General features: G+C 60.3%; 24 protein-coding genes. 14 read left to right on the top strand and 10 right to left on the bottom strand.

Annotation, left to right across the window (positions count from 1 at the left end; translation table 11 throughout):
• The first annotated feature begins 15 nt into the window (after window positions 1-15).
• Both WJU23_RS19055 and WJU23_RS19050 read left to right on the top strand, forming a co-directional pair.
• Window positions 16-642 (top strand): DUF1287 domain-containing protein, encoded by a 627-nt coding sequence (locus WJU23_RS19055; RefSeq protein ID WP_346334207.1) that lies wholly within the window; start codon window positions 16-18, stop codon window positions 640-642.
• A gap of 81 nt (window positions 643-723) precedes the next feature.
• The gene (locus tag WJU23_RS19050; protein WP_346334206.1) at window positions 724-1,161 is read left to right on the top strand and encodes a hypothetical protein; all 438 of its coding nucleotides are present in this window, start codon (window positions 724-726) and stop codon (window positions 1,159-1,161) included.
• Here WJU23_RS19050 and WJU23_RS19045 read toward each other — a convergent pair.
• Window positions 1,158-1,940 (bottom strand): heme-dependent oxidative N-demethylase subunit alpha family protein, encoded by a 783-nt coding sequence (locus WJU23_RS19045; protein WP_346334205.1) that lies wholly within the window; start codon window positions 1,938-1,940, stop codon window positions 1,158-1,160. The genes WJU23_RS19050 and WJU23_RS19045 overlap by 4 nt on opposite strands.
• A 56-nt stretch (window positions 1,941-1,996) precedes the next feature.
• Here WJU23_RS19045 and WJU23_RS19040 point away from each other — a divergent pair, with 56 nt between their 5' ends.
• On the top strand, window positions 1,997-3,616 hold the full coding sequence (locus WJU23_RS19040) for a serine hydrolase domain-containing protein (protein ID WP_346334204.1): 1,620 nt from the start codon (window positions 1,997-1,999) through the stop codon (window positions 3,614-3,616).
• A 137-nt stretch (window positions 3,617-3,753) separates the two neighbouring features.
• Here WJU23_RS19040 and WJU23_RS19035 read toward each other — a convergent pair whose 3' ends face one another.
• The 5 genes from WJU23_RS19035 to WJU23_RS19015 form a co-directional block, all read right to left on the bottom strand.
• On the bottom strand, window positions 3,754-4,035 hold the full coding sequence (locus tag WJU23_RS19035) for a hypothetical protein (RefSeq protein ID WP_346334203.1): 282 nt from the start codon (window positions 4,033-4,035) through the stop codon (window positions 3,754-3,756).
• Between the two features lie 76 nt (window positions 4,036-4,111).
• Window positions 4,112-5,443 (bottom strand): gluconate:H+ symporter, encoded by a 1,332-nt coding sequence (locus tag WJU23_RS19030; RefSeq protein ID WP_346334202.1) that lies wholly within the window; start codon window positions 5,441-5,443, stop codon window positions 4,112-4,114.
• A 50-nt stretch (window positions 5,444-5,493) separates the two neighbouring features.
• Complete coding sequence (locus WJU23_RS19025) at window positions 5,494-6,216, bottom strand: GNAT family N-acetyltransferase (RefSeq protein ID WP_346334201.1); 723 nt, start codon at window positions 6,214-6,216, stop codon at window positions 5,494-5,496.
• A gap of 94 nt (window positions 6,217-6,310) precedes the next feature.
• Window positions 6,311-6,556, bottom strand: coding sequence for a hypothetical protein (locus WJU23_RS19020; protein ID WP_346334200.1), 246 nt, complete (start codon window positions 6,554-6,556; stop codon window positions 6,311-6,313).
• A 55-nt stretch (window positions 6,557-6,611) separates the two neighbouring features.
• A complete protein-coding gene (locus WJU23_RS19015; protein WP_346334199.1) occupies window positions 6,612-7,226 on the bottom strand; it encodes a hypothetical protein in 615 nt (204 codons plus the stop codon).
• 221 nt (window positions 7,227-7,447) lie between these two features.
• On the opposite strand from WJU23_RS19015, the gene WJU23_RS19010 reads away from it, so the two are divergent.
• Together WJU23_RS19010 and WJU23_RS19005 are read left to right on the top strand one after the other, a co-directional pair.
• Window positions 7,448-8,005 (top strand): EF-hand domain-containing protein, encoded by a 558-nt coding sequence (locus WJU23_RS19010; RefSeq protein ID WP_346334198.1) that lies wholly within the window; start codon window positions 7,448-7,450, stop codon window positions 8,003-8,005.
• Window positions 8,006-8,154: 149 nt separating this feature from the next.
• Entirely contained in the window at window positions 8,155-10,047 is a 1,893-nt protein-coding gene (locus WJU23_RS19005; RefSeq protein ID WP_346334197.1) for a sulfatase, read from the top strand.
• Between the two features lie 38 nt (window positions 10,048-10,085).
• On the opposite strand, the gene WJU23_RS19000 is transcribed toward WJU23_RS19005, so the two are convergent.
• The 4 genes from WJU23_RS19000 to WJU23_RS18985 form a co-directional block, all read right to left on the bottom strand.
• Entirely contained in the window at window positions 10,086-12,320 is a 2,235-nt protein-coding gene (locus WJU23_RS19000; protein ID WP_346334196.1) for a protein kinase, read from the bottom strand.
• An 81-nt stretch (window positions 12,321-12,401) separates the two neighbouring features.
• Entirely contained in the window at window positions 12,402-13,565 is a 1,164-nt protein-coding gene (locus WJU23_RS18995; RefSeq protein WP_346334195.1) for a hypothetical protein, read from the bottom strand.
• A 48-nt stretch (window positions 13,566-13,613) separates the two neighbouring features.
• Window positions 13,614-14,951 carry a hypothetical protein gene (locus tag WJU23_RS18990; RefSeq protein WP_346334194.1) on the bottom strand — a complete coding sequence of 446 codons (1,338 nt, stop codon included), beginning with the start codon at window positions 14,949-14,951 and terminating at the stop codon, window positions 13,614-13,616.
• 65 nt (window positions 14,952-15,016) lie between these two features.
• On the bottom strand, window positions 15,017-17,395 hold the full coding sequence (locus tag WJU23_RS18985) for a hypothetical protein (RefSeq protein WP_346334193.1): 2,379 nt from the start codon (window positions 17,393-17,395) through the stop codon (window positions 15,017-15,019).
• A 331-nt stretch (window positions 17,396-17,726) separates the two neighbouring features.
• On the opposite strand from WJU23_RS18985, the gene WJU23_RS18980 reads away from it, so the two are divergent.
• The 9 genes from WJU23_RS18980 (at window position 17,727) to WJU23_RS18940 (ending at window position 25,533) form a co-directional block, all read left to right on the top strand.
• Complete coding sequence (locus tag WJU23_RS18980) at window positions 17,727-19,229, top strand: type IV secretion system DNA-binding domain-containing protein (RefSeq protein WP_346334192.1); 1,503 nt, start codon at window positions 17,727-17,729, stop codon at window positions 19,227-19,229.
• A 526-nt stretch (window positions 19,230-19,755) separates the two neighbouring features.
• Complete coding sequence (locus tag WJU23_RS18975; protein ID WP_346334191.1) at window positions 19,756-21,210, top strand: hypothetical protein; 1,455 nt, start codon at window positions 19,756-19,758, stop codon at window positions 21,208-21,210.
• 71 nt (window positions 21,211-21,281) lie between these two features.
• On the top strand, window positions 21,282-22,823 hold the full coding sequence (locus tag WJU23_RS18970; protein WP_346334190.1) for a hypothetical protein: 1,542 nt from the start codon (window positions 21,282-21,284) through the stop codon (window positions 22,821-22,823).
• Window positions 22,824-22,985: 162 nt separating this feature from the next.
• On the top strand, window positions 22,986-23,420 hold the full coding sequence (locus tag WJU23_RS18965) for a cyclic nucleotide-binding domain-containing protein (protein WP_346334189.1): 435 nt from the start codon (window positions 22,986-22,988) through the stop codon (window positions 23,418-23,420).
• 93 nt (window positions 23,421-23,513) lie between these two features.
• Window positions 23,514-24,386 carry a YihY/virulence factor BrkB family protein gene (locus WJU23_RS18960; RefSeq protein ID WP_346334188.1) on the top strand — a complete coding sequence of 291 codons (873 nt, stop codon included), beginning with the start codon at window positions 23,514-23,516 and terminating at the stop codon, window positions 24,384-24,386.
• 104 nt (window positions 24,387-24,490) lie between these two features.
• On the top strand, window positions 24,491-24,760 hold the full coding sequence (locus WJU23_RS18955; protein ID WP_346334187.1) for a hypothetical protein: 270 nt from the start codon (window positions 24,491-24,493) through the stop codon (window positions 24,758-24,760).
• A complete protein-coding gene (locus WJU23_RS18950; RefSeq protein ID WP_346334186.1) occupies window positions 24,757-25,083 on the top strand; it encodes a hypothetical protein in 327 nt (108 codons plus the stop codon). The genes WJU23_RS18955 and WJU23_RS18950 overlap by 4 nt, the downstream gene beginning before the upstream one ends.
• Window positions 25,084-25,108: 25 nt before the next feature.
• A complete protein-coding gene (locus tag WJU23_RS18945) occupies window positions 25,109-25,252 on the top strand; it encodes an entericidin A/B family lipoprotein (protein ID WP_346334185.1) in 144 nt (47 codons plus the stop codon).
• A gap of 125 nt (window positions 25,253-25,377) precedes the next feature.
• Window positions 25,378-25,533, top strand: a complete 156-nt coding sequence (locus tag WJU23_RS18940; protein WP_346334184.1) for a hypothetical protein — start codon at window positions 25,378-25,380, stop codon at window positions 25,531-25,533.
• The last annotated feature ends 1 nt before the right edge of the window (window position 25,534 follow it).

Raw genomic sequence — 25,534 nt, 5'->3', positions numbered from 1 at the left:
CAAGCTTCACCCGCCATGCGCCATTGCCTTTTTGCCCTTTTGATTCTCTGCACCTCCTCCTGCAAAGCGGACCCGGCGGATCAGGCGGCGGCCTCCCGCGCCCGGCTGCCGAATGCAGAATCCAGCCTGGCAGTGCGCCTTTGCCACGCGGCCCTGGACCGGACCGCCGCCACCGTGCGCTATGACGGGGCCTACGTGCGCATCTCCTACCCTGGCGGCGATGTGCCAGCGGATACAGGAGTATGCACCGATGTGGTGATCCGCAGTTACCGGGCACTGGGCCACGACCTGCAAAAGCTGGTGCATGAGGACATGAAGCGGCATTTTTCCGCCTATCCGAAAAACTGGGGCCTGGCCAAACCGGACACGAATATTGATCATCGGCGCGTGCCCAATTTGCAGACCTTTTTCAAGCGCCAGGGGGCCTCCCTGCCCGCCACACAAAATCCGGCCGACTACCTGCCCGGCGACCTCATCACCTGCACCGTGGCCGGGAGGCTGCCTCACATCGCCATCGTGGTGCCTGCGCCTGATGGCGGGGAGACGCCCTGGATCGTCCACAACATCGGCAGCGGACCCAAGCTGGAAAACCGGCTCTTTGAGTTTCCGCTGACGGGGCATTATCGGTGGTTGCCGGAGTGAGCGGGCTCTATGTTTTCCCGGGTCCACCCTCTTGATAAATGTACTCAGCAATACCTGCGATCTCCCAAAACAGTCTCCCAAATGAAAAATGCACTGCCTGTCCTAATTCTGTTATTTGCCATCGGCATAGCGGGGTGCAAGAAAAGCATGTCAACCCATACCACGAGCGATGCCTTCAGCACGCTTGCTTCGAAGAAGGCATTTTTAGAACAGTATGTAAATTTCCGCCGCAGCTATGAGGACCTTCATTTTGAGATTGCTTTTATGGATGGCGGCACCGGAATAATCCCAGGTCCGAGCGAGTGGGATATCCGTCTGCTGGCTGTCATCCCGGCTGAGGAAATGGATGCATGGGTTCATGGACTCGCCGCTTCAGATTCCCCGGATATGGAGTGGGTTCAGCATCTTCCAAAAGCACCAGTCGATTTGGGGCGTTTTGTATGGTTTGCGGATCACAGCCGCCTCGTCGGCCTTGACCGCATTAACCGGATGGTCCTGTATCGGAACCAAGTCTTTTAATCGAGATGGGAGCGCAGCTCGCGCAGCAGCGGCTCACGCGCATGTTGCAGGCCTTTATAATGGGCGATGTTTTTTTCCATTGTTTCCAAAGCTCTTGTTAGGCCAGCCGCAACCTCTGGATCAGCGGCCAGTTCATCCAGCCGGTGATGACTGACGCGGATGCCAAAAAGCAGGGCTTTGCTCAACGGCAGACGCGTCAGGAACTGGCGTTCCAGACGCAGCCAGGTGGTGTGCAGGCGGGCACTCGCATCAAGACCGGGCAGATTTCGGGACGGGTGATGATTCAGCTCGGCATCGGCACTGAGACCCCAGTTGTCCCGCTCCCAGGCGGCCTCGGGCTGGATGCGGGAAAGGAAAGTTTGGATGGCTTTGCCCAGGCTGGCTTCCAGGCCGGGCACGGGGCCATGGACGGCGGAAAGCGGCAGCCCGACTTTTTCAGGCAGGGACCAGGAGGAGGGAAACACGACCTCCCCGCCGAGCACGCGCGGCTCATCACGGAGGCCGTCTGAAAGGACGATCCAGTCCGGCTCGCAGGTGGCGGTCCACTGGCGGATCCAGGTGCGGGCTTCCGCCAGGGCAGGCGCGCCATCGGGGATTTCGGCCCGGTAGTGAGCGGAGTCCAAATCCAGCCAGGACTGGCGCTCGGAGTACACTTTTCCAGTCGCATCCTGCGTGCTCCAAAACGAGCGCGCATCGCCCAGACGCAGGCCCATCTGAAAACGATGGTCCGTGGCGGGGAAAAGGCGCTGCCAGTCTGGGGACATGGAAAAAGCTAGCATGGATGGCTGTACTCCGCACTTGCCTAACGACGAGTAAACTCTCTAGTCTGGCGCGCATGCGCCTTTTATTGTCCTTACTTCTCTTCGCTCAGACGCTGGCATTCGCTGCGGACCGGCCACTGGCAGAGGTGGCGGAGGAAGCCGCCAAGAAACTGAAGGCGGGCGGCATCGCCACCGGGGAGAGCGTTGACGGGAAAGTGACCCTGGCAGGTTTTGCCTCGCCCAAGGAGAAGAAGGAGGACTACGAAGGGAAGGTGCTGTTTGAGATAGGCTCCATCACCAAGGTCTTCACCGGGCTGCTGCTGGCACAGGCGGTGGTGGAGGGGAAGGTGACGCTGGACACGCCCATCGCGAAGCTGCTGGATGCGAAGCTGGAGTTTAAAGATCCGCGTATCGCCGCCATCACGCTGAAACAGCTCTCCACGCATACCAGTGGCCTGCCGCGGCTGCCGGGAAATCACGGCGCCGGGGTGCGCGAGGGTGATCCGTATGCGGCCTATGACGAGAAGCTGATGGTGGAATTTCTGACCCAGGCCAGGCTCAAAGGCGAAGCGCCATTTCCATGCAGCTATTCCAATCTGGGCGTGGGCCTGCTGGGGCATCTGCTGGGTAAAGTCTATAGCATGAGCTGGGAAGATGCGGTGGTAAAAAAAATCTGCGTGCCGCTGGGACTGCAGGACACGCGCATGACCATCACAGGGAGCAAGCTGCCACTGGCCCCGCCTAACCAAGAAGAGAAACGGGTGAAGTCGTGGCACTTCGATGCCGTGGCCGGTGCGGGAGCGCTGAGGTCCACGACGGCCGATTTGGTGAAATTTGGCCAGGCATTGGCAAAGCCAGAAAGCACGCCGCTGGCGCAGGCGATTGCCCTGGCCATGCAGCCGCACGCGGAGACGGAGGTTGGTGGCCACATCGGCCTGGGGCCGTTCATTGGCAAACAATACGGCCAGACCTCCTGGACCCACAGCGGCGGCACCGGCGGCTACCGCACGGGTCTGCAGGTGATCCCGGAAAAGAACATCGTGCGGGTGACGCTCATCAATAACACGCAGATGGACGGCATGAGCGTCATCTCACAGACCCATGTGGAACCGCCCCGGGTGATGCCCAAGGAGGTGACGCTGGGGGCGGCGGTGATGCAGGAGTATCCGGGGGTGTATGAGATGGGTCCTGATTCAAAATTCACCATGCTGATGCATGAAGGCCAGCTCTGGGGCCGGCTGACGGGCCAGTCTTTCCTGCCGATGTTTGCCAAAGAGAAGGACCATTTTTTTCTGAAGGTGGTGAATGCAGAGATCCGCTTTAACCGGGAGGAGGACCGGGTGAAGTCCCTGACACTGTTTCAAAACGGCCGTGAAAAGGTGTGGCGGAGGACGGAGGCGCCGGCTCCAAAAATCACCCTGCACACGGCGGAGGAGCTGAAGCCCTATGCAGGCACCTACTTTGTGTTAGGTATGAAAAAGATGGCGCTGACGGTGCGCGGACGCACACTCTACGCGCAAATGGAAGATCAGGGAGCGGCACCCGTTTTTGACATGGGCGGGGAGAGGTTTGAATTCGACGTGGTGGAGGCCGCACTGGTCTTCAACCGTAATGCCGATGGCAAGATCCTGGGGCTGACGCTGCTGCAAAACGGCCTCGTTTTGCCTGCGGTGAAGGAAGTTAAGAAGAAGTGAGATGCCTGCATTCTAAAACGCATCTGGAAAATATCTCCGGAGACGCAGCCTGCGCCGTGATTTTCATCGTTGGCTTTGGCAATGGTGTGACGACCAGGCCGCTGATGCCGGAGATGAAGAAGATGATTCTGCTGGCCTTATTTTTTGAGCAGCAGCATGACATCCGCTTCGCTCCGGGTGATGAGACGGAATGGACTGGCCTGGGGCACTTGCACCTGATCGCCAGCCCGGAGGGCATGGTCACACCCTGCAATGCGGGCGCTGGCCTCGCCAAAGGTAATGATGACCGTGGCATCCTCCGGGAAGCAGGCCTCAAAGCTGGTGCAGCCGGTCTTCAGTCCCAAAAGATGCGCCTGCACGCAGTCGTTCCAGAACAGGCAGCGGTGGGCATGGTTGCCAAAATCAATGTTCCGTCTCATGCGCCAGACATCGCCCGTTCTTGCAGGCGATGCTGTGGCGCAAATGCGCTGCTTTGACGGTGAAATGATGTCTGGCTTAAAAAATCATGTCCAGGCCCCAGGCCACAAACAGGCCGGTGATGCCGACCAGTGTCTCCGTAACCGTCCAGGTGCGGAGCGTCTGGCCGACGGTCATGCCGAGGGTCTCTTTGACGATCCAGAAACCGGCATCGTTCAGGTGCGAAAGGAACAGCGATCCGCAGCCGATGCCGACGACAACCAGCTCCGGATTGACATCCGGATTGCCAATGACGAGGGGGGCCACCAAGCCGCTGGCGGTGACAATGGCGACCGTGGCGGAGCCGGTGGCTACGCGCACCATCGCAGCGCAAACCCAGCCAAACACCAGCGGCGGCAGGTGCGCCGCCTGGGCCATGTCGCCAATGGCATTCGCAGCGCCACTGGCCTCCAGCACACCTTTGAATCCGCCACCACCGCCCACCACGAGCAGCGTCATGCCCACCGCAGCGATGGCCTTTTCTCCAATCTTCAGCGACTCGCTGCGGCTGAACCGGAAGACCAGGCCGGCAAAGATGACGGAGATGCCCAGGGCCACGGTGGGATTGCCAATGACGGCGGTGATCTGGCGCATGATATGCTCAGGGTTCTCCTCCAGCAGCTCGGCCGCCGTCTGGGTCATAAGCAGGAAAATGGGCACCGTGAGCACAGCCACGGTGACGGCCAGGGACGGCAGGCGGCGGTTGGCCATGGAGGGATCAATCGGCGGCGGCTCCGGGGCGATGACCTGAACATGGCGCACGGCCCAGCGCGCGAAGATGGGCCCCGAAATGGCGGCCACCGGCACGGCGGCGAGCAGGCCCCAAAGCATGACCTTGCCCAGGTCCGCGCCCAGCGCCTGCAGGGCCACCACTGGCCCCGGATGCGGCGGCATGACACCGTGCATGATGGACAGCACGGCCAGCATGGGGATGGCCAGTTTCAAAAACGGCTCCTTGGTTTCCTTGGCCAATGTCAGCAGGATGGGCAGCAGCATCACCAGGCCCACGGCAAACCAGGTGGTGAGACCGATAAGCAAAGCCAGCACCATGAGACACCAGTGAACGCGCTTGGGACCGAAGAGATTAATCAGCGCCTTGGCCAGCACCTCCGCACCTCCCGATGCCGCCAGCAGGCCACCTAAAATGGTGCCCAGGCCCAAAATCCCGGCGATGCCGCCCAGAGTGCCGCCCATGCCGCCTTCAAAGGCCTTCACCATCTTCATCGTCTCCATGCCCGAGCCTATCCCCATGACCATGGAGGCCAGCAGCAGAGCCAGAAAAGCATTCATCCGCAGCCAGGCGATGAGGATGACGAGCACGGCCACGGAGCCGATGGAAAGATACAGAAGTTGGATGGATTCGGGAGTCACGGCAGGAAGAAAGACAGAAACGCGGGAGCGGGTCAATCCTTCAACGCGATTTATTCAACAGCCGCAGCGGCATCCGGTTCACTCATCCAGGTCCGCACCTGGGCGAGGCGGAGGCGCAGACCGTTACCCGCGTGATTGTTTTCCAGCAGAGCCTCATCCAAAACCAGCGTGGTGAGCCAGTGGCGCGGCGCCTCCTGCTCCATGGCCCCCAGCGCATCCCACCAGGCACGCATGGAGACATTTTCATGCAGCACATGGCCGACAAAACGGGTGATTCCCAGCGTCAAAGCATGCTCCCAAAGCACCGCCAGCAGCAGCGTGCCCACGCCTTTTCCCTGAAACTCATCCGCCACGGTGAAGGAAATCTCCGCCGCCTGCGGATCATCCTTCAACCGCCAGAACGAGCCTCCGCCGATGCCTGGAATGTCCTCCCGCGTTTGATGCCTGGCCACCCAGGCGACGTGGTCCTTCTGGTCCGGGGAGCAGATGGAATCAATCAGCTTCGGATTCAGCTCCCGCACCCGCGTCCAGAAGCGGAAGTACCGTGCCTCCGGCGACAGCCGGCGAAAGGCCTCCGCAATGAAATCACGGTCCTCCGGCCGGATGGACCGCACGCTCAGCGGCGTGCCGTCCTCCAGCGAAAAATGGAGCTCACGATGCGGGTCAAAAGCCATGGCCCATGGTGCGCCACGCCAGGCGACTTCACAAGCGGGATGCACCATCGGGGAGGTGTACGCCACTGGAAGACGCACGCAGGGTACGGGTGCTTTCATCAGGAAGCAGGGCCTGCCATGCATGATGCCTCATGCAGCGACGAGGCTGCATGAGGCATGACGAGAATGAAGGCTGGGTGAGAAACCGGGCTGCTTAGCGCCCGTTAAGAAACTCACGAATGAGATCCTGCAGCATCTCCTCCGTGGCAGTGGTCTCCACCTCGATCTGGATGACCTGCTCTCCGTCCGGTGCATCCTTTTCCAGCGGCACAGGGGGGCGCCATGGCTCCAGTCCTTTCTGTTTTAGGTGATCCAGGAACCGGTTTGCCAGAGGTTCTTCCACATGAAAGGTGAAGACGGACTGCTCGTGCGTGGGGGGGATGAGATTAATGGGAGTCATAAGAGTGCAAAAGGGGTGGTGAATGATTTTTTGTTAGGCACGAGCGTCATGCTTTTTACGGGTCTGCCTGCGCAGCGGGTGCTTGGGCAGGCGTGCCAGGGGGCTGCGGGTTGGACGGGTTGTTCGGAGCGGCGGGTGCCTCTGGCTGGCCGGGTTTGGCAGGGAGGCCGGGGTTGGCGGGCACTTCGGGCAGGTTCGGTTTGGTGGGGTTGGTCGGCGCGGTCGTTTCTCCCTCTGTCGCTGGGGCTCCGGTGCTGGAGGTGGCTTGAGGAGTCGCCGGTGCCGTGGCGGGATCTCCGCCCACCCCGGTTTGCATTGCCTGGCCGCTCACGCCGGTGGCGCCCGTGGCCCCGGTGATGCCCGTGGTGCCGGTGTTGGCTGCGGTACCCGCGCTGCCCACGGATGTCATGCGCTTGAATTCCTCCGGGCTCAACTGGCCGTTGCTGTCAGTGTCCAGCCTTTGGAAAAGACCGTCCGGATTGTGCAGCAGATCTGAAATGGCCTGGTTGATGCCCACCTTCATGCTGGCCTCATTGCCCCGGTCGCCCTCCTTCACTGAATTGCTGGCCGGAGCACGGTTGGTATTCATTTCGCGGTCCTGGGCAGGCAGCAAAACGGGGGAAAGCAGCAGGGCGGCAATGCCCAGACGATGATAAAGGGAAGTGTTCATAACAGGAAAAGGGTGGGGTGAAGTTTCAAAAAGGCTTCGCAAGAAAGACCCTTCCCGGATGTCTTTTGTGAACCCCTGAAGACCCGGTCACGGCCGCCCCAACAAACTTTATCACAAACATACATCCGCCTTCTCCCAGGCTGCCGAACTGTCTCAGTCCCCCGCTGGTGTGAGCGATGTTCTCCATGGCTGCGGGATGCCTAACCAAATATCTTGTTATCATGAAAAATACCTTCGTTAAATCTCTGCTCATCGCAGGCCTGGCCTGCACACCCCTGATGCTTTCCGCACAGACCAAAGGCGGCACCGCCAGCGGTGCTGGTCCGGCCTCCGGAACTGAAAGCGGCACCAATGCCGGCGAGGCCGCCCGCCCTGCCGCCGATCGCAAACACGATGCAGACAAGACCGATGCAGCCAAAAACACCCCGGACCGCGCCCGCAACAACGCTGCCATGTTTGACCGCCTGGATGTCAACAAGGACGGCAGCATCAGCCGTGAAGAATTCTCCAAAATGGGCGCCCAGCGTGAACGGCCTAACAAGAACCGAAACAATACGGAACGTCCTGGCCGTGAGCGTGTGAACCCCAAGGCAGACACTGACGCCGCCACGGACCGTCCAGCCACCGATGTCAAAGACAAGGACGTGAAGGAAACCACCACACCCTCCGCTGAGGCCGCCACCCGCAGCACAGGCACCACTGGCGGCACCGGCAGCAGTGCCAGCGGTGCCGGCCAGAGCGGCAGCGCCAACAGCGGCACCGGCGTCCGCCCCCAGTAACGCCTGAGGTTCGTCCTTGCTCCAGGAGCCGGACTGCCAATGCGCGCCCCCCTCCGCCCCGTGGATGCCCTTTCGCATTCATGGGGCTTTTTGCGTCCGCACCTCTTCCCTTGAAATGCTCCACCCTTTTCTGCGTTCCATGCGCCACCATGATCCGCACCGCATTCCTCCTTGTCATCGGCCTCGCCAGCCTGCTCGCCGCCGGCATCTCCCCGGCGGCGGAGGCCCCGCCTAACCATCTGCTCATCATCACCACGGATGACATGAGCTGCGATTCCGTCGGCGTTTACGGCTGCAAGCTCCCTGGCACCACTCCGCACATGGATGCGCTGGCAGGGCAGGGGATGCGCTTTGCCCAGGCCCACGTGGTGGTGGGAAACTGCATGCCCTCCCGCAATGTCATGTGGTCTGGCAGATACCCGCATAACACCGGTATCCAGGGTTTTTCCGCTCTGCCCAAAGAGCAGGTCAAATACCCCGTGCTGGGGGATCTCATGAAGGCCGGCGGCTGGTTCACCGGCATCCGGGGAAAGGTCCCCCACTCCACCCCCTACGTGCCTTATCCCTGGGACATCGTGCTGGATACCGATAACGAAGGCAATAAAGTGCACCCGAAGGACGCCCCCTCCTATGCCGCCTCCCTGCGGCAGGGCATCGCCGCCGCCAAAGAGGCCGGCAAACCCTTCTGCCTCATGATGAATGTGGCCGATCCTCACAAACCCTTTTATGCCGAGGGCAAAGGCGGTGCCATGGTGCCAGATGCGCACGTTCCCTCCAAGGTCTTCACGCCCGAGGAAGTACCCGTCCCCGGCTTCCTGCATGACGACCCCATCATCCGCAAGGAACTGGCCCATTATTACTCCTCCGTCCGCCGCGCGGATGACTGCGTGGGCGCCATTCTCAAGGCGCTCCAGGAATCTGGTCAGGCGGACCGCACCGTGATCCTGTTTTTGTCAGACCACGGCATGCCGCTGCCCTTTGCCAAAACCCAGCTTTACCATCACAGCTCCCGCACGCCCCTCATGATCGTCTGGCCGGGAGTCACGCGTCCCGGCAGCGTGGATGAAGACCACCTCGTCTCCGCCGTGGACCTCCTGCCCACCCTGCTGGAGATCACCGGCCAGCCGCTGCCGGAGGGCATGGACGGCCGCTCTTTCGCTCCCGTTCTCAAAGGGGAAAAACAGGCCGGGCGTGACATGGTCTTTAAATCCTACCATGAAAACTCCGGTGGCCAGCGCACGCCCATGCGTGCCGTGCAGACGAAGGACTTTCTCTACCTCTTCAATCCCTGGTCCAACGGTACACGCATCATGAGCGGTGCTACCATGGGCACGTCCACCTACCGCCAGATGCGCGCACTGGCCGCCAAGGACGAGACCATTGCCGCCCGCGTCGCCCTATTTGAAAATCGTACGCCAGAGGAGCTTTACGACATCCGCTACGATGCCGATGCCCTGACCAACCTCGTGGACCTGCCCGCCCATGCAGCCCAGCGCAGCACCCTGGAGACCGCCTTGGAAGAATGGATGGCCCGCACCGGTGACCCGCTCCTGGAAGTCTTCCGCAAACGTGACGATCCTGCCTTCCGCGAGGCCTGGATGCAGGACCTGGAAAAAACCACGGTCAGCCGCAAGGCCCGCAAAGCCGCCGCCGGTGCGAGCAAAAAGGCTGTCAATGCGCCTAACAAAAAGAACGCCAAGGGTGCTTCCAAAACCGGTCTGAAGACCCCTGACGGCCCGCCCCTCATCCAGATGCAGGTGCCGGAGGCCGTCCACCCTGGCCAGCCCGCCATCGTCAAAGTCAGCCATGACTTCCCCGCAGCCCTGGGAGAGAAAACCGTCCTCGTCACCCTCAAAGGCGGGGATGGCAGCCGCATTGAGAGGAAAACGCTCAAGGCAAGCGGGAAGGGAATTTTGGAAGTCACCTTCACCCTTCCGGCCACCCTGGACGTCAGGCAGGTGAACTTTGCCGCCCTTGTGGGTGAAAACATCCAGTCGGCCCTCCAGCACCTGCAAAGCGCCAACATTCCAGCCGGCGAATAGCCGGATGAGCCGTTCCCTACCTGCCAGCCTGGAGCTCTTTACTTGAAAATGCGTTTGAAGGTATCGCCCGTTTTCTGGAAGAAGCCGGGTTCCTCTTTGGGCGGAGTGCGCTTGCGATAACCGGAGGAACTGCCGCTGCTGTAAGAAGGGGCCCAGTCAGGTTTGTCCGGCTCGGCGGAAAGGTTCAAAGCGGCAAGAGTGGGCAGATCCAGGAGGCCGTTCGGGATGAGATTGTTGCGCACCTGGAATATCACGATGGCACTGTGAGTGCCTGACCCAGCCGCCCCGTCCAGGGTGGATTTATAAAGGCCTGCCTCTTTCAGCACCGTCTGCGTGCGGTACAGCAGGTGGCGTTTGCCTTTGGCGGAGTAGGAGGCATACGGCAGCACAGGAAAAACCTGCTCGATGGTCCAAAAACCAGACGCCGGCTGCGGCACGTCCGGCTGCGTCAGTGGCAGTCCGGTTGGCGGGGCCTCATATCCAGGAGGCATCGGCGGCAGATTGGGATCGGCAGCAGGTGCTCCAGGCGTGGCCACCGGGGCCATGGCGGCTAGTGCGCCAGAGGTGGCCGTGGCTGGATCCGGCGTCAGCGTCAGCTCACCTGGGGCAGGCGGTGTTCCTGCCGCGCCGGTTGTGGCAGGCGGCATGACCGGTGAACCAGCATCTGTCACTGCTGCTGTCGTTGCCGGAGGGGCGTCGGAGGTGTTGGCATTGGGAGCAGCGGGCGGATTCTCCACAGCCGGGATTCCCCCGATAAATGGGGCTGGCGCAGTGGCGTCAGGCGTGGCTGCCTGGACTGCGGTCATCGGCACTGTGCTGGCTCCGGTTGCAGGCTCTGCTGGAGTTTCTGTGGCCGGGGAGGATGCAGGAGGTGTCTCTGCCGCCGGTGTATTCACCGCAGCCACGGTGGGGCTGGCGGCTGGAACGGTGGCTGGCATCGGGGACGCATCACCTGTGTCAGTGACTGCGACGGGGCCGGTTGTTGCGGGCAGATCAGCGGTCTCTTCCGTTTCGCTCGCAGTGATCACCAGACCGCCTGCGGGAGCATTCTCCTCAGAAGTCTGGTTTTCAGTCTTTTTGGATCTGTCCTCGGCCACCACCGGGGCGGTGGTTTCAGCCGCAGCATCCACGGGCGGCGTGCTCATCAAATACCAGGCAGCGGCTCCCGCTCCCACCAGGATGGTGGCGGCAGCGGCGATCATGGGCGCGCGGGTGGCCGCTTTTTCCGGCATGCTGCGGGAAGCTGCTGTGGCGGCGTAGGTGCCCGTGCGGACAGAGACGGTGGACGGCTTCAGTCCCAGCATTTCCGCCATCACTCCGGCACAGCTTGGGCGCATGGTCGGCTCCTTGTGAAGGCAGGCGGCCAGGGTCTCCTCCCAAAGCTTTGGAATGGGTTCCTTGACGTTGATTTCCAGCTCCTGGCGGCGCTCCTGGACCGTGGGCGGAATTTTGGAGTTGATCTGGGTGGGCAGGTCACCCCGGTAAAAAGGCGGCTTGCCGGAGAGCAGCTCATAAATCGTCGCCCCCAGGGAATACACGTCATCCGTCGGCTGCGGACGCTCCCCCATTGCCTGCTGCGGGCTCATGTAGGGCAGCGTGCCGCTGGTGCCGATGTGCGCAGCGGACAGCCGGCTCATCGTATCTGAAAGACTGCGGGCGATTCCAAAGTCGGCGATCTTCGCCACCTGGTCCTTGCCGGCCAGCATGATGTTAGCGGGCTTCAGGTCCCGGTGGATCAGCTTGCGCTGAAAGTGGGCATAGTCCAGCGCATCGCACACGCCCAGTAGCCAGCGGGAGATGTCATCCACAGTAAAAACACCGTTTTCTGTGGCCATGCGCAGCTCGGACAGCGTCTTGCCATCCACAAACTCCATAGAAATCGCCGCCGCATCCTCATCATCCACAAAGTCATAGATGCGCACGATGTGCGGATGGGAAAGCTCCAGGCCGCGCCGGGTCTCCGTCTTCAGCTCCTTCACCGCTGCCGGGTCCAGGCCGATGAGGCTGGGCAGAAATTTCAGCGCCACGGGCCGCTCCAGCTTCAGGTCATCCGCCAGCCACACCACGCCCATGCCGCCCCGTCCCAGCACCCGCTCCAGCTTGTAGCGGTTAAAGACCGTCATGCCGCTGCCCGGCGTTTTAAACTTGATGGTCTGGTCAAAGTCCATGTCCCCGCCGCCTGTGCCGGTGCCGGGATGGAGAGTGTGCGACGTCACTTCCGCAGAACGCGGAGCGGCCACTTTGCCAAAACCTGATGGAGACGGGCTATCCATGACGACGAGTAAATTTGTGGCTCAGTTTAATTCCCCAGGCGCAACTGTCACCGGATAATTTCATTAGATGTGAATACGCTTCTAATGGCGCATGCTCTGCCCTGAAATGGGAACAGCGTAGCCATCATCGGAATCCTGGGCCATCGTTTCACGCAGGGTTTTGGCACTTTTTATTTCGTCTTTTTGCTCTTGGAGCTGGTCCCCAAGAGCCTCCTGAAAGTCTTTCTCCAGTTTTTTTTCCACCTTGGCACCGTCTGCTTCCAGGCTGGCGGCGGGCTCCCCGGGTTCCTGTCCTCTCACTGCCTGGGCCACCCGTGCTGCCCGCTCATTGGCGGCTTTATTGAGCACATCCCGCACGCTTTTGCCTGTTTCCTTCAGTTCATCCACCATGTTGTGGCGGTCTTGAAAGACTTTTTCCCCTCCCTGCTGGTATTCGCGGGCCATGCCGCCAGTCTTTTCTGTGCCCCGGTCCAGCGTGAACTTCACATTGTTTAAGTTCACGCCCTTGGTCTCCAGCTCACTCAGGGTCTGGGTGGTCTGGGCCTCCCCCGGTTTGTAGTGGCCACTGCGGTCAGTCACCTCTTTTAAAAAGCCATCCTGGCCCACCTTCATCTCCCCGGCCCCCGCCACATCCTCCCCGGCCAGAAAGCTGGAATGATGCACATGCACTCCCCGTCCGGTTTCATCCTTTTGGCTCAGGGCGGCCTGGGCCTCCTTCGCATAGATCTCCCCCGCACCATCCATCACAAAAATGTGCTCCTCGCCTGCTTCCATCCCACCGCCGTCCAGGCGGGCGTTCACTGCGCCCGTTGCGTCCACATCCAGGAGGAAGTCCACCTGATGGTCTGCGCGCTGGCTGTCATTCATGTACTGCGTGGTGGCCACATGTGCCTTCCAGACCTCATCTGTTACCGCCGGCTTGTTTTCGCTGGCCCGCCTGGCGTCTGTCTGCTGGCGCAGCCAGTCCTTTTCATGCACCTCCACCGTCTGCCCGTCCATTTCCACCTGCTCGGCGGGGGTGTTCTTTTCACCTGCCTGGTAGTCTGCCCCCAGAGGCTGCATGACAAAGTCACGCACGGGGGAGGATACGCCAGTCTGGGCGGTGGAGAGACTGCTCCTGCTGCCCGTATCCGCAGACGGAGATGTTTTGACGGACCCGGCTGCCGGCAGGTCGGGCACCGAATAGCCGTCCGCATCTGGGAGATCGGGGTTGGAATAACCGGAGGGTGGTCGTGGAGCTGGCATGGCTGCGATGTATCAGACTTTTCGTCAGGAGGCTGTTGTTTGGTACCGCTACTTCCGGTTGCCCAGGCCCAACCCCGGCGCTTGGGTGGGAGCGGTTCTTGTCCACTGGATGACTGCATTGTCCTTGGTCTTGTTGGAATTGACGGAAGCATCCGCATCCACGGAGTTGGAAGAGGATGAAGAGCCGTCATTCAGGGAGCTCGACAAGGAGGAAGAGGTCTCGATAGCGTTGGACGAGGAAGATGCGCCTGCATCCAGCGCATTGGATGAGGAGGAAGGCGCTGCATCCAGCGAGTTCGTGGCGGCGGTGCTTTTGAGGGCGCTTTTCAGGGGGCGCATTTCATCCCGCACGCTCTGTGCCTGGCTGGGCCGGGCACTTTTCCAGCCGCCGTCCGGGTTGTTTTGGGCCGGGTTTTGGGCGGCCCGGTCCAGGATGGCCTTCTGTCCGTGCAGAGCCTGGATGTCCTGGGCTGCCTGGGCCTGGACATCTGTAAATAGCTGGTTCTGCTCTGCCTGCAGCGCCTGGATCTGGCCTTCCACCCGCTCCCGGGTCCTGGCATCCACGGTCCAGCCGCCCTCATTGTTGATCTTTTGCTCCAGTTTGGCGATCTGCTCGGAAATGGCGTTGCTTTTCTGAATCAGTGCCGAGAACTCGGTCTTTACAGACGATGCGTCCCTGGCACCGAGCTGGGCGGGCGCGTTGTTTTTGAGATGACGGATGACGTCATTGTTGCCCAGGGTGGGGTCGCGGGCCAGTTCATCCAGCATCCGCGCGGCGAGGTGGGCTTTGACATGGCTGGTCTTGATCTTGGCTTCGACGTTGCCGTCCACTTCCACGGCGGTGTCGTCAAAGCTGACGCGCGGCGTGTCCGCCCCCGGCAGCTCCTGGTTCCCGGCAGACTGGCTTTCCTCCTCCACCCAGGCAGCATTGGCGCGGGCTGCATCGGCCGGACCGCCAAGGCGCACTGTGGTTTCCAGGGAGGCCATGCGCTGGTTCACCAAATTCAGCGAAAGCTGCTTGTCCGCCAGGGCCTCTTTCATGGCCGGCAGGGCGGCATGGGCTGCGGGATCATCGCTCTTCTCCATCTTGCGGATTTTGAATTTGTCCGCCTCGATGCTGGCCATCAGGGGCTGCTTGATGTATTGCTCGGTCAGGGCTTTTTCGATGAGGGCGATGTTTCCTTTGCCTTGGATGTCCATTTGCCGGGCGCAGTCCTTCGCCAGCTTGTCCATCACCAGTTCATCCTCGCGGAATCTTCCGATGAAGCCTTTGTCCATGTAGGCGCGGTAGAGGTCTGCATCTGCGATTTCCGGACGGTTGCTGGACTGTGCGATCAGGTCCGGGGCGATTTCGTCAACGATTTTGTCAAGTTGGTCAGTGGTCATGGGAAGGGATTGCGGAGAGGGGATGGATGATGGGGAACTGGGGCGGAATGCTGCCCAGGACCGGCTCAGCCACCTACTTTTCTGACAGGGGCGGACTCGCCGATGGAGGTGTCTTTATCTGAGGCGGAAAAGGCGACCGGTGTGGTGTCTGCCACGGTGGGTTTGGTGCCGCCTTTGTCAGCTTTCAGCCCGCCGGGGCCGCCCTCGGCAGCATCCGGCGTGGCGGTTTCCATCGCGGCTTTTTTCTCCGCCTTCAGCAGCTCATCCTGGATTTTAAATGGGTTGGCGGTGACAGTTCCGGGCCGCAAGATGTCACGCACGCTTTCACTGCGTTGCAGCTTCGGTGCCTGGCCGGCCTCATCTGGCAGCGGGGGCAGGGTGGTGGGCGGCGGGCGCGACAGCTGGGAGGCCGGGCTGACTTCGTCCGGAAGCGGTGGCAGGGTGGTCGGCGGAGGGCGCGACAATTGCGGTGCGGGGGTAGGCACCTGGAGGTCATCCACGTCCACTTCATCCACATTCATCTCGTCCGCCTGGAGATCGTCCACATCCACCTCATCCACCTGGATGTCATCCACATTCACCTCATCCACCTGGAGGTCGTCCACATCCACCTCATCCACCTTGTTCAGCTTGTCTGCAGCGGCTTGCAGCTTGCCGCGGTCATCGGCAGAGACGTAGGACGAGCTTTTTTTCGCCATCTCCAGCTGCACCAGGTTGGGGTGTTCTCCCTGGCTCAGACGGTCCTTCAGCTGGTTGTTGGCTGCGATGTCGGCAGCACGGTCATTGATGGCTCCCTGCAAGGAGTCTTTCGCAGCACCCGGTGCCAGGGTATCAAGCCGGGCCAGATCCCGGTCCTGAATGCGCTGGAGCTGCGCATTCTGCTGATCCAACTGTGCGGTGAGATCCTGCGCTGAGCTGCCCAGGATGGATTTCTGGGTGCTTGGGCCCGCCGGGGCCTGCGGTGCCGGTGCCGGGACGGGCACCGGCTGGGCGACGCCCGGGGCGGCCACTTCATCCGGCAGGGGCGGCAGGGTGGTCGGCGGCGGGCGCGACAGCTGCGGTGCCGGGGTGGGCACCTGGAGGTCATCCACATCCACTTCATCCACATTCATCTCGTCCGCCTGGAGATCGTCCACATTCACCTCATCCACCTGGATGTCATCCACATCCATCTCGTCCGCCTGGAGATCGTCCACATCCACCTCATCCACCTTGTTCAGCTTGTCTGCAGCGGCTTGCAGCTTGCCGCGGTCATCGGCAGAGACGTAGGACGAGCTTTTTTTCGCCATCTCCAGCTGCACCAGGTTGGGGTGTTCTCCCTGGCTCAGACGGTCCTTCAGCTGGTTGTTGGCTGCGATGTCGGCAGCACGGTCATTGATGGCTCCCTGCAAGGAGTCTTTCGCAGCACCCGGTGCCAGGGTATTAAGCCGGGCCAGATCCCGGTCCTGAATGCGCTGAAGCTGCGTGTTCTGCTCATCAAGCTGGGTGGTGAGATCCTGCGCTGACTGGCCCAGGATGGATTTCTGGGTGCTGGGGCCCGCCGGTGCCTGTTGTGCCGGTGCTTGTTGTGCCGGTGCCTGTTGTGCCGGTGCCTGTTGTGCCGGTGCCTGTTGTGCCGGTGCCGGGGTAGCCACTGGCTGGGCGACGCCCGGTGCCGGAGTGCTCACCGTCTGGGCCTGGGAAGCACTGGCTGCAGCTTGCGCCACCTTTTGTGCAACATAGGGTTTCATGATGTCGCGCATCTCCTGTTTGATGCCTTTGATCTTTTCCTCCGCACTTGCGATGGTGGCGTCCGCTTTTGCCAGATCCTTCTTTACCCGGCTCAGTTCGGCTTCGGGTGAACTTGGCCTGAGGATACGGTTGAGATTGCGCAGCACGGCGTTTTTGTTGCCGATCTGCTCCCGCAAAGCCTGCTCTCTCTCCTGCAAGTTTTCTTGATCCTGCCGGGCCTGATTCAGCCTGGCATTCTCAGGGGCCAGTTTTTGGGCCTGGCCTTGGATTTGATTCACCTGGTCAGGCACCGCTTGTGACAGGGAGGCGGGATCGCTGTAGATACCGTTGCGCACGTTGTAGAGCTCCTGCCGCTGGTCCTCCAGTGCCATGTACTGGTCCCGGATTTTGAGCGTGGTGTCATTGATTTGAATGTCGCCATCCACTTCCGCGCCATCTTGGATAAAACGGCTCAGTGTGGAGGTCACCACTGCGACCGGCGGCTTCTTTTGCTGCTCTTTATAAAAATCCGTGAAATCCTGCGTGAAATGTTGTTGCAGCTGTATTTTGCAATTCTCCATCTTGCTGGAGATCTCCTGAATCTGGCTGTCAAAAGCCTCCACCCACGCATCGCTGGCGAGCTCGTCTGCTGACCTGTCATCGGGCATAAAAGGCGGTGTGTTTGGGTCCGCACCCGGGGCTGAGGAGCTGGATGTATTTTTGGATTTCGCCATGGGATGTAGGAGTTGTCGGTTTGAAATGATCGGCCTGAAGGATTGGCAGCGGTGATCATCAGCCTGCCGGTGCATTCTTGGAACCGCAGGAAGCGACCCTGTCATGACCATTTAACCCGCAGGGTTCAAAGGTGTGACACATTTTCTCCCGCAGCACCTTCACCAGGACCGGAATTCCCGCGTCCATTCCGCCCTGAATTCGCTCTTCTGAAAGAACTTTTGTCACAACCCGCCGCCAAAGCGCAAATTCAAGGTCAGGCATAGCGTTCCCTTGCTCTTGTGAAATCGTCCGCGCGGCTATAGTCACCCTTCTCCTGCCCCATTTGTCCTCATGTTCTCCTTTCTAAAATTCCTCACCGCCGCCGCCCTGGCCACCTTTGGCATCTGGTATGCCATGGTCAAACACGACATCCAGGACATCAACGAGGTCACGGGCGGTGTGGCCTTCATTACCGTGCTGGGCGCCTTTGTGCTGCTGAAGTGGCAGCCGGACCTCAGCAAAAAGGAATACATCGTCCAGTATAAAAACCTGAAGTGGCTGCCGGGGGAGTTCACCCGCCACTGGCTCATCACCGGGGATACCGGTGTGGGCAAGACGACCTCCGGTTTCAATCCCCTCCTGCATCAGATCAGCATGAGCCGGCCCAACTGGGGCGGCCTCATCCTCGGTGCCAAAGGCGATGAGCACTTCTTCGCCATGGAGCACGCCGCCGGCCACGGCCGCCCGGAGGCCATCTGCGTGCTCGCCGTCCGCCCGGACCGCCTGGACCGGAGCTGGAAGCCCAAGGAGCGCTACAACCTCGTCTCCGATCCCCGTCTCCCCTACACCACCCATGCCAAAAACCTGGTGGACACTGGCGCCTCGCTCACGGAGGGGGAGCAGTCCTCCTTCTTCAAACCCGCCGCCCAGCAGGCTCTCACCAGCGCCTTTGAACTCCTGGAAACCCTCGGCCGCCCCGTCAACGTCCTGCGTGCCTATGAGATCCTGACAGACAGCAGCGCCCTGGAAAAAATATTCGAAGAGCTGCTGGATACCGACAGCACCCCGGAGCGCATCAAGCTGGCCAAATACTTCGACCAGACCTTCCTCAGCGCCAAGGCCGCCGAGCAGAAAGAAGGTCTTGTCGGCACCCTCAAGGTCATGCTCGGCTTCTTCACCCACCCGGACATCGCCGAGGTCTTCTGTTCAGACGAGCCGAACACCATTGACATCACGGATGTGGACAAAGGCCGCATCTTCTGCACCGCCCTGCCGCAGACCTTCCAGACGGAGCGCCGCTACATCAATACCTACATCAAGCTGCTCTTCTACACCCACGCCATGATGCGCTTCGACAAACCCAAGTCCGAGCGCAAAGGAGAGAACCTTCTCATCGCCCTCATGGATGAGTTTCAGGCCCTGGCCACCGCCAGTGAGGACGGCATCTCCGACCACAACGTCATTGACCGTCTGCGGGCCGCCAACTGCTGCCTCATCCTCGGCATGCAGAGCGATGCCTCCCTCTTTCCCGTGCTTGGCAAGGAGACCGCCCAGGTGCTCACGCTGAACTGCCGCTCCCGCATCGCCTTCCGCCAGCCGGATCCCGAAGGCGCGCTCGCCGTGGCCGAGTTCATCGCCAAAGTGGAGAAGAAAAAAGTCTCTAAATCCTCCGGTTTCATGGGCAAGGACGCCAGCAAAACGGTGAACAAAGAATGGGACTACGAAGTCCAGCCCGGCGAGCTCATGAAGATGCCGGATGCCACCGCCTGGATCATCCACCCCTCCAAAAAGAAGATCAAAATGCGTATTCCTGCCATGGATGGCGCCGGCAAGATCCCCGACTGGTGGAAGTAAAGACCAAACCCGAAAACGCATCCCTAACTAATTATGAACGACGACATCCAAGATCTCCACCGCCAGCAGCAACGCTCCGTGCCTACTTCATCAGATGATGGAAAACTTGGATGATCCCAAGGTCAACGAACCACCTGCGCGTCCTTGCAGCACCTGATGCCGCCAACCAGCGGCCCGGATCGATTTCCCATCCCCTTTAAAGTTCCGTTCCACCCAATTCAACTACTCCATTATGCCAAGCCCCCAAGTCGATGCCGCCGGCAGGTCTTGCCGGGCGGACACGAATCCTCACAGCGCCCGAGCCGCTCTGCCGTGGTCAGGCCAGGGGCGGATTTCAAGGCGTCAAGCCAAGGGTTCTTTTTTTATGTCACACTCCGGCACGTCCGGCCTAACTCCAATGTCAGCATTCAACTGACGGGAATGCTGCTGACCAGGACGCTGGCCGGTCTCTGAGATTCCTTCCATTTTATGGCGGCTGCCCAAGCGGGAATACATCACAAAACCAATTCTTAATATCTCATTCATTATGGCAGACGACAACAACCCTCCATCGCCAGTAGATCAGCACGTCACAAACATCCTTGCCGACCTCAGGACCAATCCAGGTAACACGGAGCATGGAAAGGCGGTCTTCAAGGCTGCGGAGGACACACTGCCTCCGCATCTGAAACAGAGCGTGTATCAGAAAGTCGGCATGGCCGGGGTGGAGGCCGAATGCCAGGCGGCGAACAACCAGGTCGGCACCCTCATGCGCGGGGCCACTTCCTACCAGGGTTTCAACACCCAGTTCATGGCCACTTATGCCCAGGATTATAGCAATGCCGTCGCCTATCAGACCATTGAGGCTCTGAAGGCGGCTCAAAACGGACCGGACATGCCCACCCAGGATCTGGCCGGCAATCCGCTGACCAGCAGCAACATTCGCGGGCCGCAGCTTCCCAATGACATGGATGTCGGCTCGCAAAAGTGGAATGACTTCTATGCGGATGCCAATGCTGACCTGACGGCTGCCGTGCAGACGCAAATGCCCAAGCTCAGCCCGGAGGCACGGGACTTTCTGGCAGCCTGCTCGGAAGGTGCCAGAAAGGGTTTTGCCGGTGCAGACCCTGTGGTCCAGCAGCAGGCCGTTAATAAGGCGATGGGGAACACCCTCATCCTCCGCTGCGCTCTGCCAGCCGTCATCAATGAAGCGAACCACCTCGTCGCCAACGGGCCGGCTGAGCAGGATCGTATTCTCGGCAAGATGCTCAATTCCACGGCTTCGCTGACCCAGACTCTGGTGAACGGCGCTGCAGACGGCCGGCTGAACGCCGCTACCGCAGCAGGCCATGTGTGCAAATCCATGACGGACAAAGACCCGACCATCACCCAAGGTCTGACGGCGTCGCTGGAAATGGCCTCGAATGGCACTATCCCGATTGCGGCTCCTGCCCAGCTTGCGCCGGATAATGCCGGGGATCTGCTGCCCAGACAAACAGTCCCTGTGGTGGCTCCGGCACCCGCCCAGGAGGCGGACTCGCCCGCGGCCAAAACCAGCGTGCGCGACATGCTGAAGTCCGCTGCCTCCTCCCTGAAAAACACGATCAAGGAAAAGCTGGGTCTGGATGACCAGAGCAAGCTGGAGCGGATGGAAAAGCAGCTCGCCAAGCGAGAAAACCATGTGGCCGACCTGGAGAAGCGCAAAGCCGCCGTGGATCTAACTCTGAAGGACCCGGACATCGCAGCCGCGCTGAACAAAAAGTATGACCTGGACAAACACATGAAAGGCACCGGCCCTGAGCGCGCCGAGCAGATGGAGATCAAAGAAGCGCAGGACCTGAAAAAGGCGTCCGACAAACTGGGCGGCCGGATCGACAAAAACGAAGACAAGGCCCAGGAGCTCAAAGACAAGATCGGAGCCCACAAGACCAAGATGGTGATGAAGGCCGCCCTCAAGGAGACCCCACAGGACGTCGGCGCAGCCGGCGGGGTCAAGGTTTGATGCAGGCCCGGTCGTAGAATCCCCTAACCCGTTTTACTTCACCCTCCAGTTCTCCACCTGCAATGTCAAACATGGACCAGATCAGCAAACAAGCCGCCGAGAGCAAGTCTCTTGGGGAAAAGGTTGGCACCACGCTACTTAAACCCATCCGTGTGCCCCTGGGCATGGCTGCCAACCATGTGGCCAAAGGGGAGATGCTGGAGAGTTTTGTTGCCAACACCAACCTCCCGGCTCCTGCGGTGTGGGACACGGACTTGAAAAACGCCCAGGGCGACAAGGTCCGTGATATCAACAACAAAGTGGTTCAGGATACCCGGCAGTTTGAAATTTCTAAGCTGGACTTCAAGCCCAAAGGCGGGTCGTCACAATCAGTCGAAGGCTGGGTGATGCCAGCCCAGCCTGGAAACCCCACGGTGGTCTTCTTTGGCGGCAGTGATTTTGACCGGAGCAAACAAAGCTATCAGGACGCCATCAAAACCATGGCCTATGAGGCCAAAGAACGTGGCATGGGCTTCGCTGTCTTTGACTACCCAGATGGCGTCAATGAAAAGACGGCCAGACAATACGTCAACCAGCTCCAGCAGCATCTGGCGGACCAGGGCATCCCGCTGGATCAGCAGGCCTATTCAGGTTACTCGCAGGGGAGCTTTGCAGCCACCTATGCCGCTCAGAGCAATGTCAACGCCGCTGGTCTGCAAATCACCTCCGGCTTTAGCTCCGGTCGCATGGCGCAGAAGGACAAGATGCAGGAAATTCTGGATGAAAATAACATCGGGCCGCTCTCTTCACTCATCGAAAAACGCCAGTTCACCGAAGTCTGGGACAACATTCCTCTGGCGGAGGAAATCGGTACGCGGCGCGCCCAGCAGCAGGCAGACGGTACCCCGGTCATGCCCATCGCCGCCGTTTACGATGATCAGGAGCTGTTTGGCCAGGATGGAAACCGCCACATGACCCCGTTGATTGCCGCCCTCTCCAACAATGATCCCACTTTCCAGGCGCGGATCACCAGCGGCAAAGACCACCTTGAAATGCTAGGGACAAGCGCCCAGCTCGCCTCCTTCCAAAACTTTGCCCAGGAGGCCAAAAATTTTGCCAACAACCCCAACCGCCAGCTTTTAGAACAGGTGGTGCAGGTGGACGTGGCGGTGGAAGCGCCCAAGACCAGCGTGCGCGACATGCTGAAGACCGCTGCCTCCTCCCTTAAAAACACGATCAAGGAAAAGCTGGGCCTGGATGACCAGAGCAAGCTGGAGCGGATGGAAAAGCAGCTCGCCAAGCGAGAAAACCATGGGGCTGACCTGGAGAAGCGCAAAGCCGACGTGGACAGGGCCCTGGCCGACCCCAACGTCGCAGCCGCGCTGAACAAAAAGTATGACGTGGACAAACACCTGACCGGCACCGGCCCCGAGCGAGCCGAGCAGATGGAGATCAAAGAAGCGCAGGCCCTGAAAAAGGCGTCCGACAAACTGGGCGACCGGATCGACAAAAACGAAGACAAGGCCCAGGAGCTCAAAGACAAGATAGGTGCCCACCAGACCAAGATGGAGATGAAGGCCGCCCGCCAGCAAAACCAACAGAACGTTGGCGTAGCCGGCGGGGTCAGAGTTTGATGAAGACCAAGTCCGTAGTGGCTCCTTAACCCTTTTTACTTCACCCTCCAGGCTCCGCCTCGCCTCCTTTCATCCTGAGCGGGGCGGAATCTTGATCGGCATATATTGTCTTGTTTTTGGAGCTCCCCGCTTTTTGTTTAACTCAACTTCCCTCACATCCCCATGCCTTCCCTGACCCCTCTCCTCGCCAATTTCACGCCCCAGGAACTCAGCCTTCTTTCCAGCTTTGGGGACTCACGCTCCTATGAGGCGGATGAGGTCGTCATCCGCCAGGGGGATGAGAATGATCATCTCTACCTGGTCCTCAAAGGCCAGCTCGATGTGTATCAGGATGTGGACGGCGTGAACAAAAAAGTGGCCAGCCTGGAGGCCGGTGATTCGCTGGGGGAGGTCAGTGTCTTTGATCCCGGCCCGGCCAGCGCGACCGTCTGTGCCTGCAATGAGACCGAGGTGTGGCTCATCACCCGGGACAGCCTGGACCGCCTGCACGCGGCCAATCCCAAGGTGGCCTACCGCCTGCTGAGCCGCATCACCACCTGCCTGTCCAAGCGCCTGCGCCAGATGAATGACAAGGTGGTGGACCTGGTGAACCGGTAGAAAGGTACACGCAGCCAGGGCTGCAGAAACGATGTGCAGGCGTGTGCACGCGCCCTTCACTCCAAAGGCGCAGGCCGCTTCTCCCCCTGTTCCATGCTGCGGCCCATTCTGAAAAAATTCATCAGTCTCGTTGCGGAAACCTACCGCCAGTGGGATGCGCATGGTGGACCGCGCATGGGGGCGGCGCTGGCCTTTTATACCGCCTTCTCCCTGGCCCCGCTGGCCATCCTGGTGCTGACGCTGGTCAGCCTGGTGGTGGAGCGGAATGCAGCCCGGGAGGAGATTGTGGAGCAGTTTGAATCCTTTGTCGGCAGCCAGGGAGCGGAGATCATGAAGATGATCCTGACCACCACCTCCCCGCATAACACCAGCTTCATCAGCACCCTGTTCGGATTCACCGTTCTGCTGGTCGGGGCTTCCGGGGTTTTTGCGGAGCTGCAGGGCTCACTGAACCAGATCTGGGGCATCTCCTCCCAGCGTCATCCGGTGTTCCTGCTGGTCAAGGAGCGCATCTTCGCCTTCATCATGGTGTTCGTGCTGGGCTTCCTGATGCTGCTTTCGTTCCTATTTTCCGCCTTTATCGGAGCGGCGGGCACCCTGCTGCTGGCGCGGTTTCCAGAACTGGACGGGCCTTGGGAGCTGGGAAATTCCGCCTTCTCCATGGTGGTGGTGACGCTGCTCTTTGCGTTCATTTTCCGCGTCGTGCCGGATACCAAAATCACCTGGCGGGATGTCGGCCCGGGGGCTTTGTTCACCGCGCTCCTGTTTGTCCTGGGGAAGCATGTGCTGGGCTTTTACTTTGGGCGCAGCGCCTTTGCCTCCAGCTACGGGGCGGCCGGGTCGCTGGTCATCATCCTGGTTTGGGTCTATTATTCCGCGCAGATCCTGTTCTTCGGCGCGGAGTTCACCAAGCTTTATACCGTGCGGTTTGGCTCGCGCCGTCCGGACCCGAAGCCAACAAAATGAAAGTTCAGCGACAATAGATGCAGAGGATACGGCTTATCCGGCGGTGACATGCGATGGTATAGTGCAGCGCGTAAGCTGGCTGCCTGCGCATATCCCTTCTTGCCATGAACGAGTATCCTTCATCCACCGAGCCTGTCTCCTCCGCCCAGCAGATCCTGGACGATGTCAAAAAATTTGCCCATGACGATCCCCCCATGGCCGCTGCGGCGGCGTTTGGTGTGGGGCTTCTCATCACCATGCTGCCTGCACGCGCCCTGCTGGGCACGGCGGCGGTCGTGGGCGCCACCCTGCTGCGACCGACCCTGCTGACGCTGGGTCTGATCAAAGGCATGGAACTCTGCTGTAAAAAACAACCCCGTCTGCCCAAGCCATGAATCCCAACGAAAACACCCCCGCCAACGTCTGCAACAACACGATTGAAACCCTGGAGAACCGTGTGCGTGAGCACCCCGCCAGCACTCTGCTGATGGTGGCAGGCCTGGGCGTCGCCGCCGTCTTCCTGGCCCGCGCACTGATCCCAGCCCCCACCCCGCAGAGCCGGGCCATGGACGTTCTGGAAGACATCCAGGACCGTCTGGCCGAGCTGGCGGAAGAAGGTGCGCTGGCTGTGCGCCGTGGTGCTGACCGGGTGGGCGATCTGCCCATCGAACGCACACTGAACCGCATGAGCCGGGGCCTGAAAGGCCTCTTCCATTGATTCCCAAAACCTGACCATTATCACTATGACTCCAACCACCCAACGCATCCTCCGGCTTGCACTCATCACCGGCCTGTTTGCCATCCTTGGCACCAGTTGCAACACGACTCGCGGCTTTGGCCGTGATGTGCAGAAGACCGGCCGCCACATCGAGCGCGCTGCCAACTAGGCCGCCTGCTTTTGAAGATCTGGCGCTGTCATCCGGCACACATGGCCGGTGGCAGCGCCTTTTTTGTACTTTCAAGTTAACTGCAAATCCCGTATCAGAATAACCAATTATTTAGAATTACCCATATGAAATTTCCTTCCAGCATCGGCATGATCACTTTGGCGATATATCTTGTCCTTGTCGGCCTCATCGGCGTCTTTGGGATCAGCCTAGGGCAGCTTAGCATTGTGGTTCCTGTGCTTGCCCTGATTGCCGGCATTGCGATCCTGGTGGGCCGGTAAG

Source organism: Prosthecobacter sp. SYSU 5D2 (assembly GCF_039655865.1).
Classification (GTDB): domain Bacteria; phylum Verrucomicrobiota; class Verrucomicrobiia; order Verrucomicrobiales; family Verrucomicrobiaceae; genus Prosthecobacter.
Note: the sequence above shows the minus strand (reverse complement) of the source record. Positions and strands in the feature narration are given on the sequence as shown.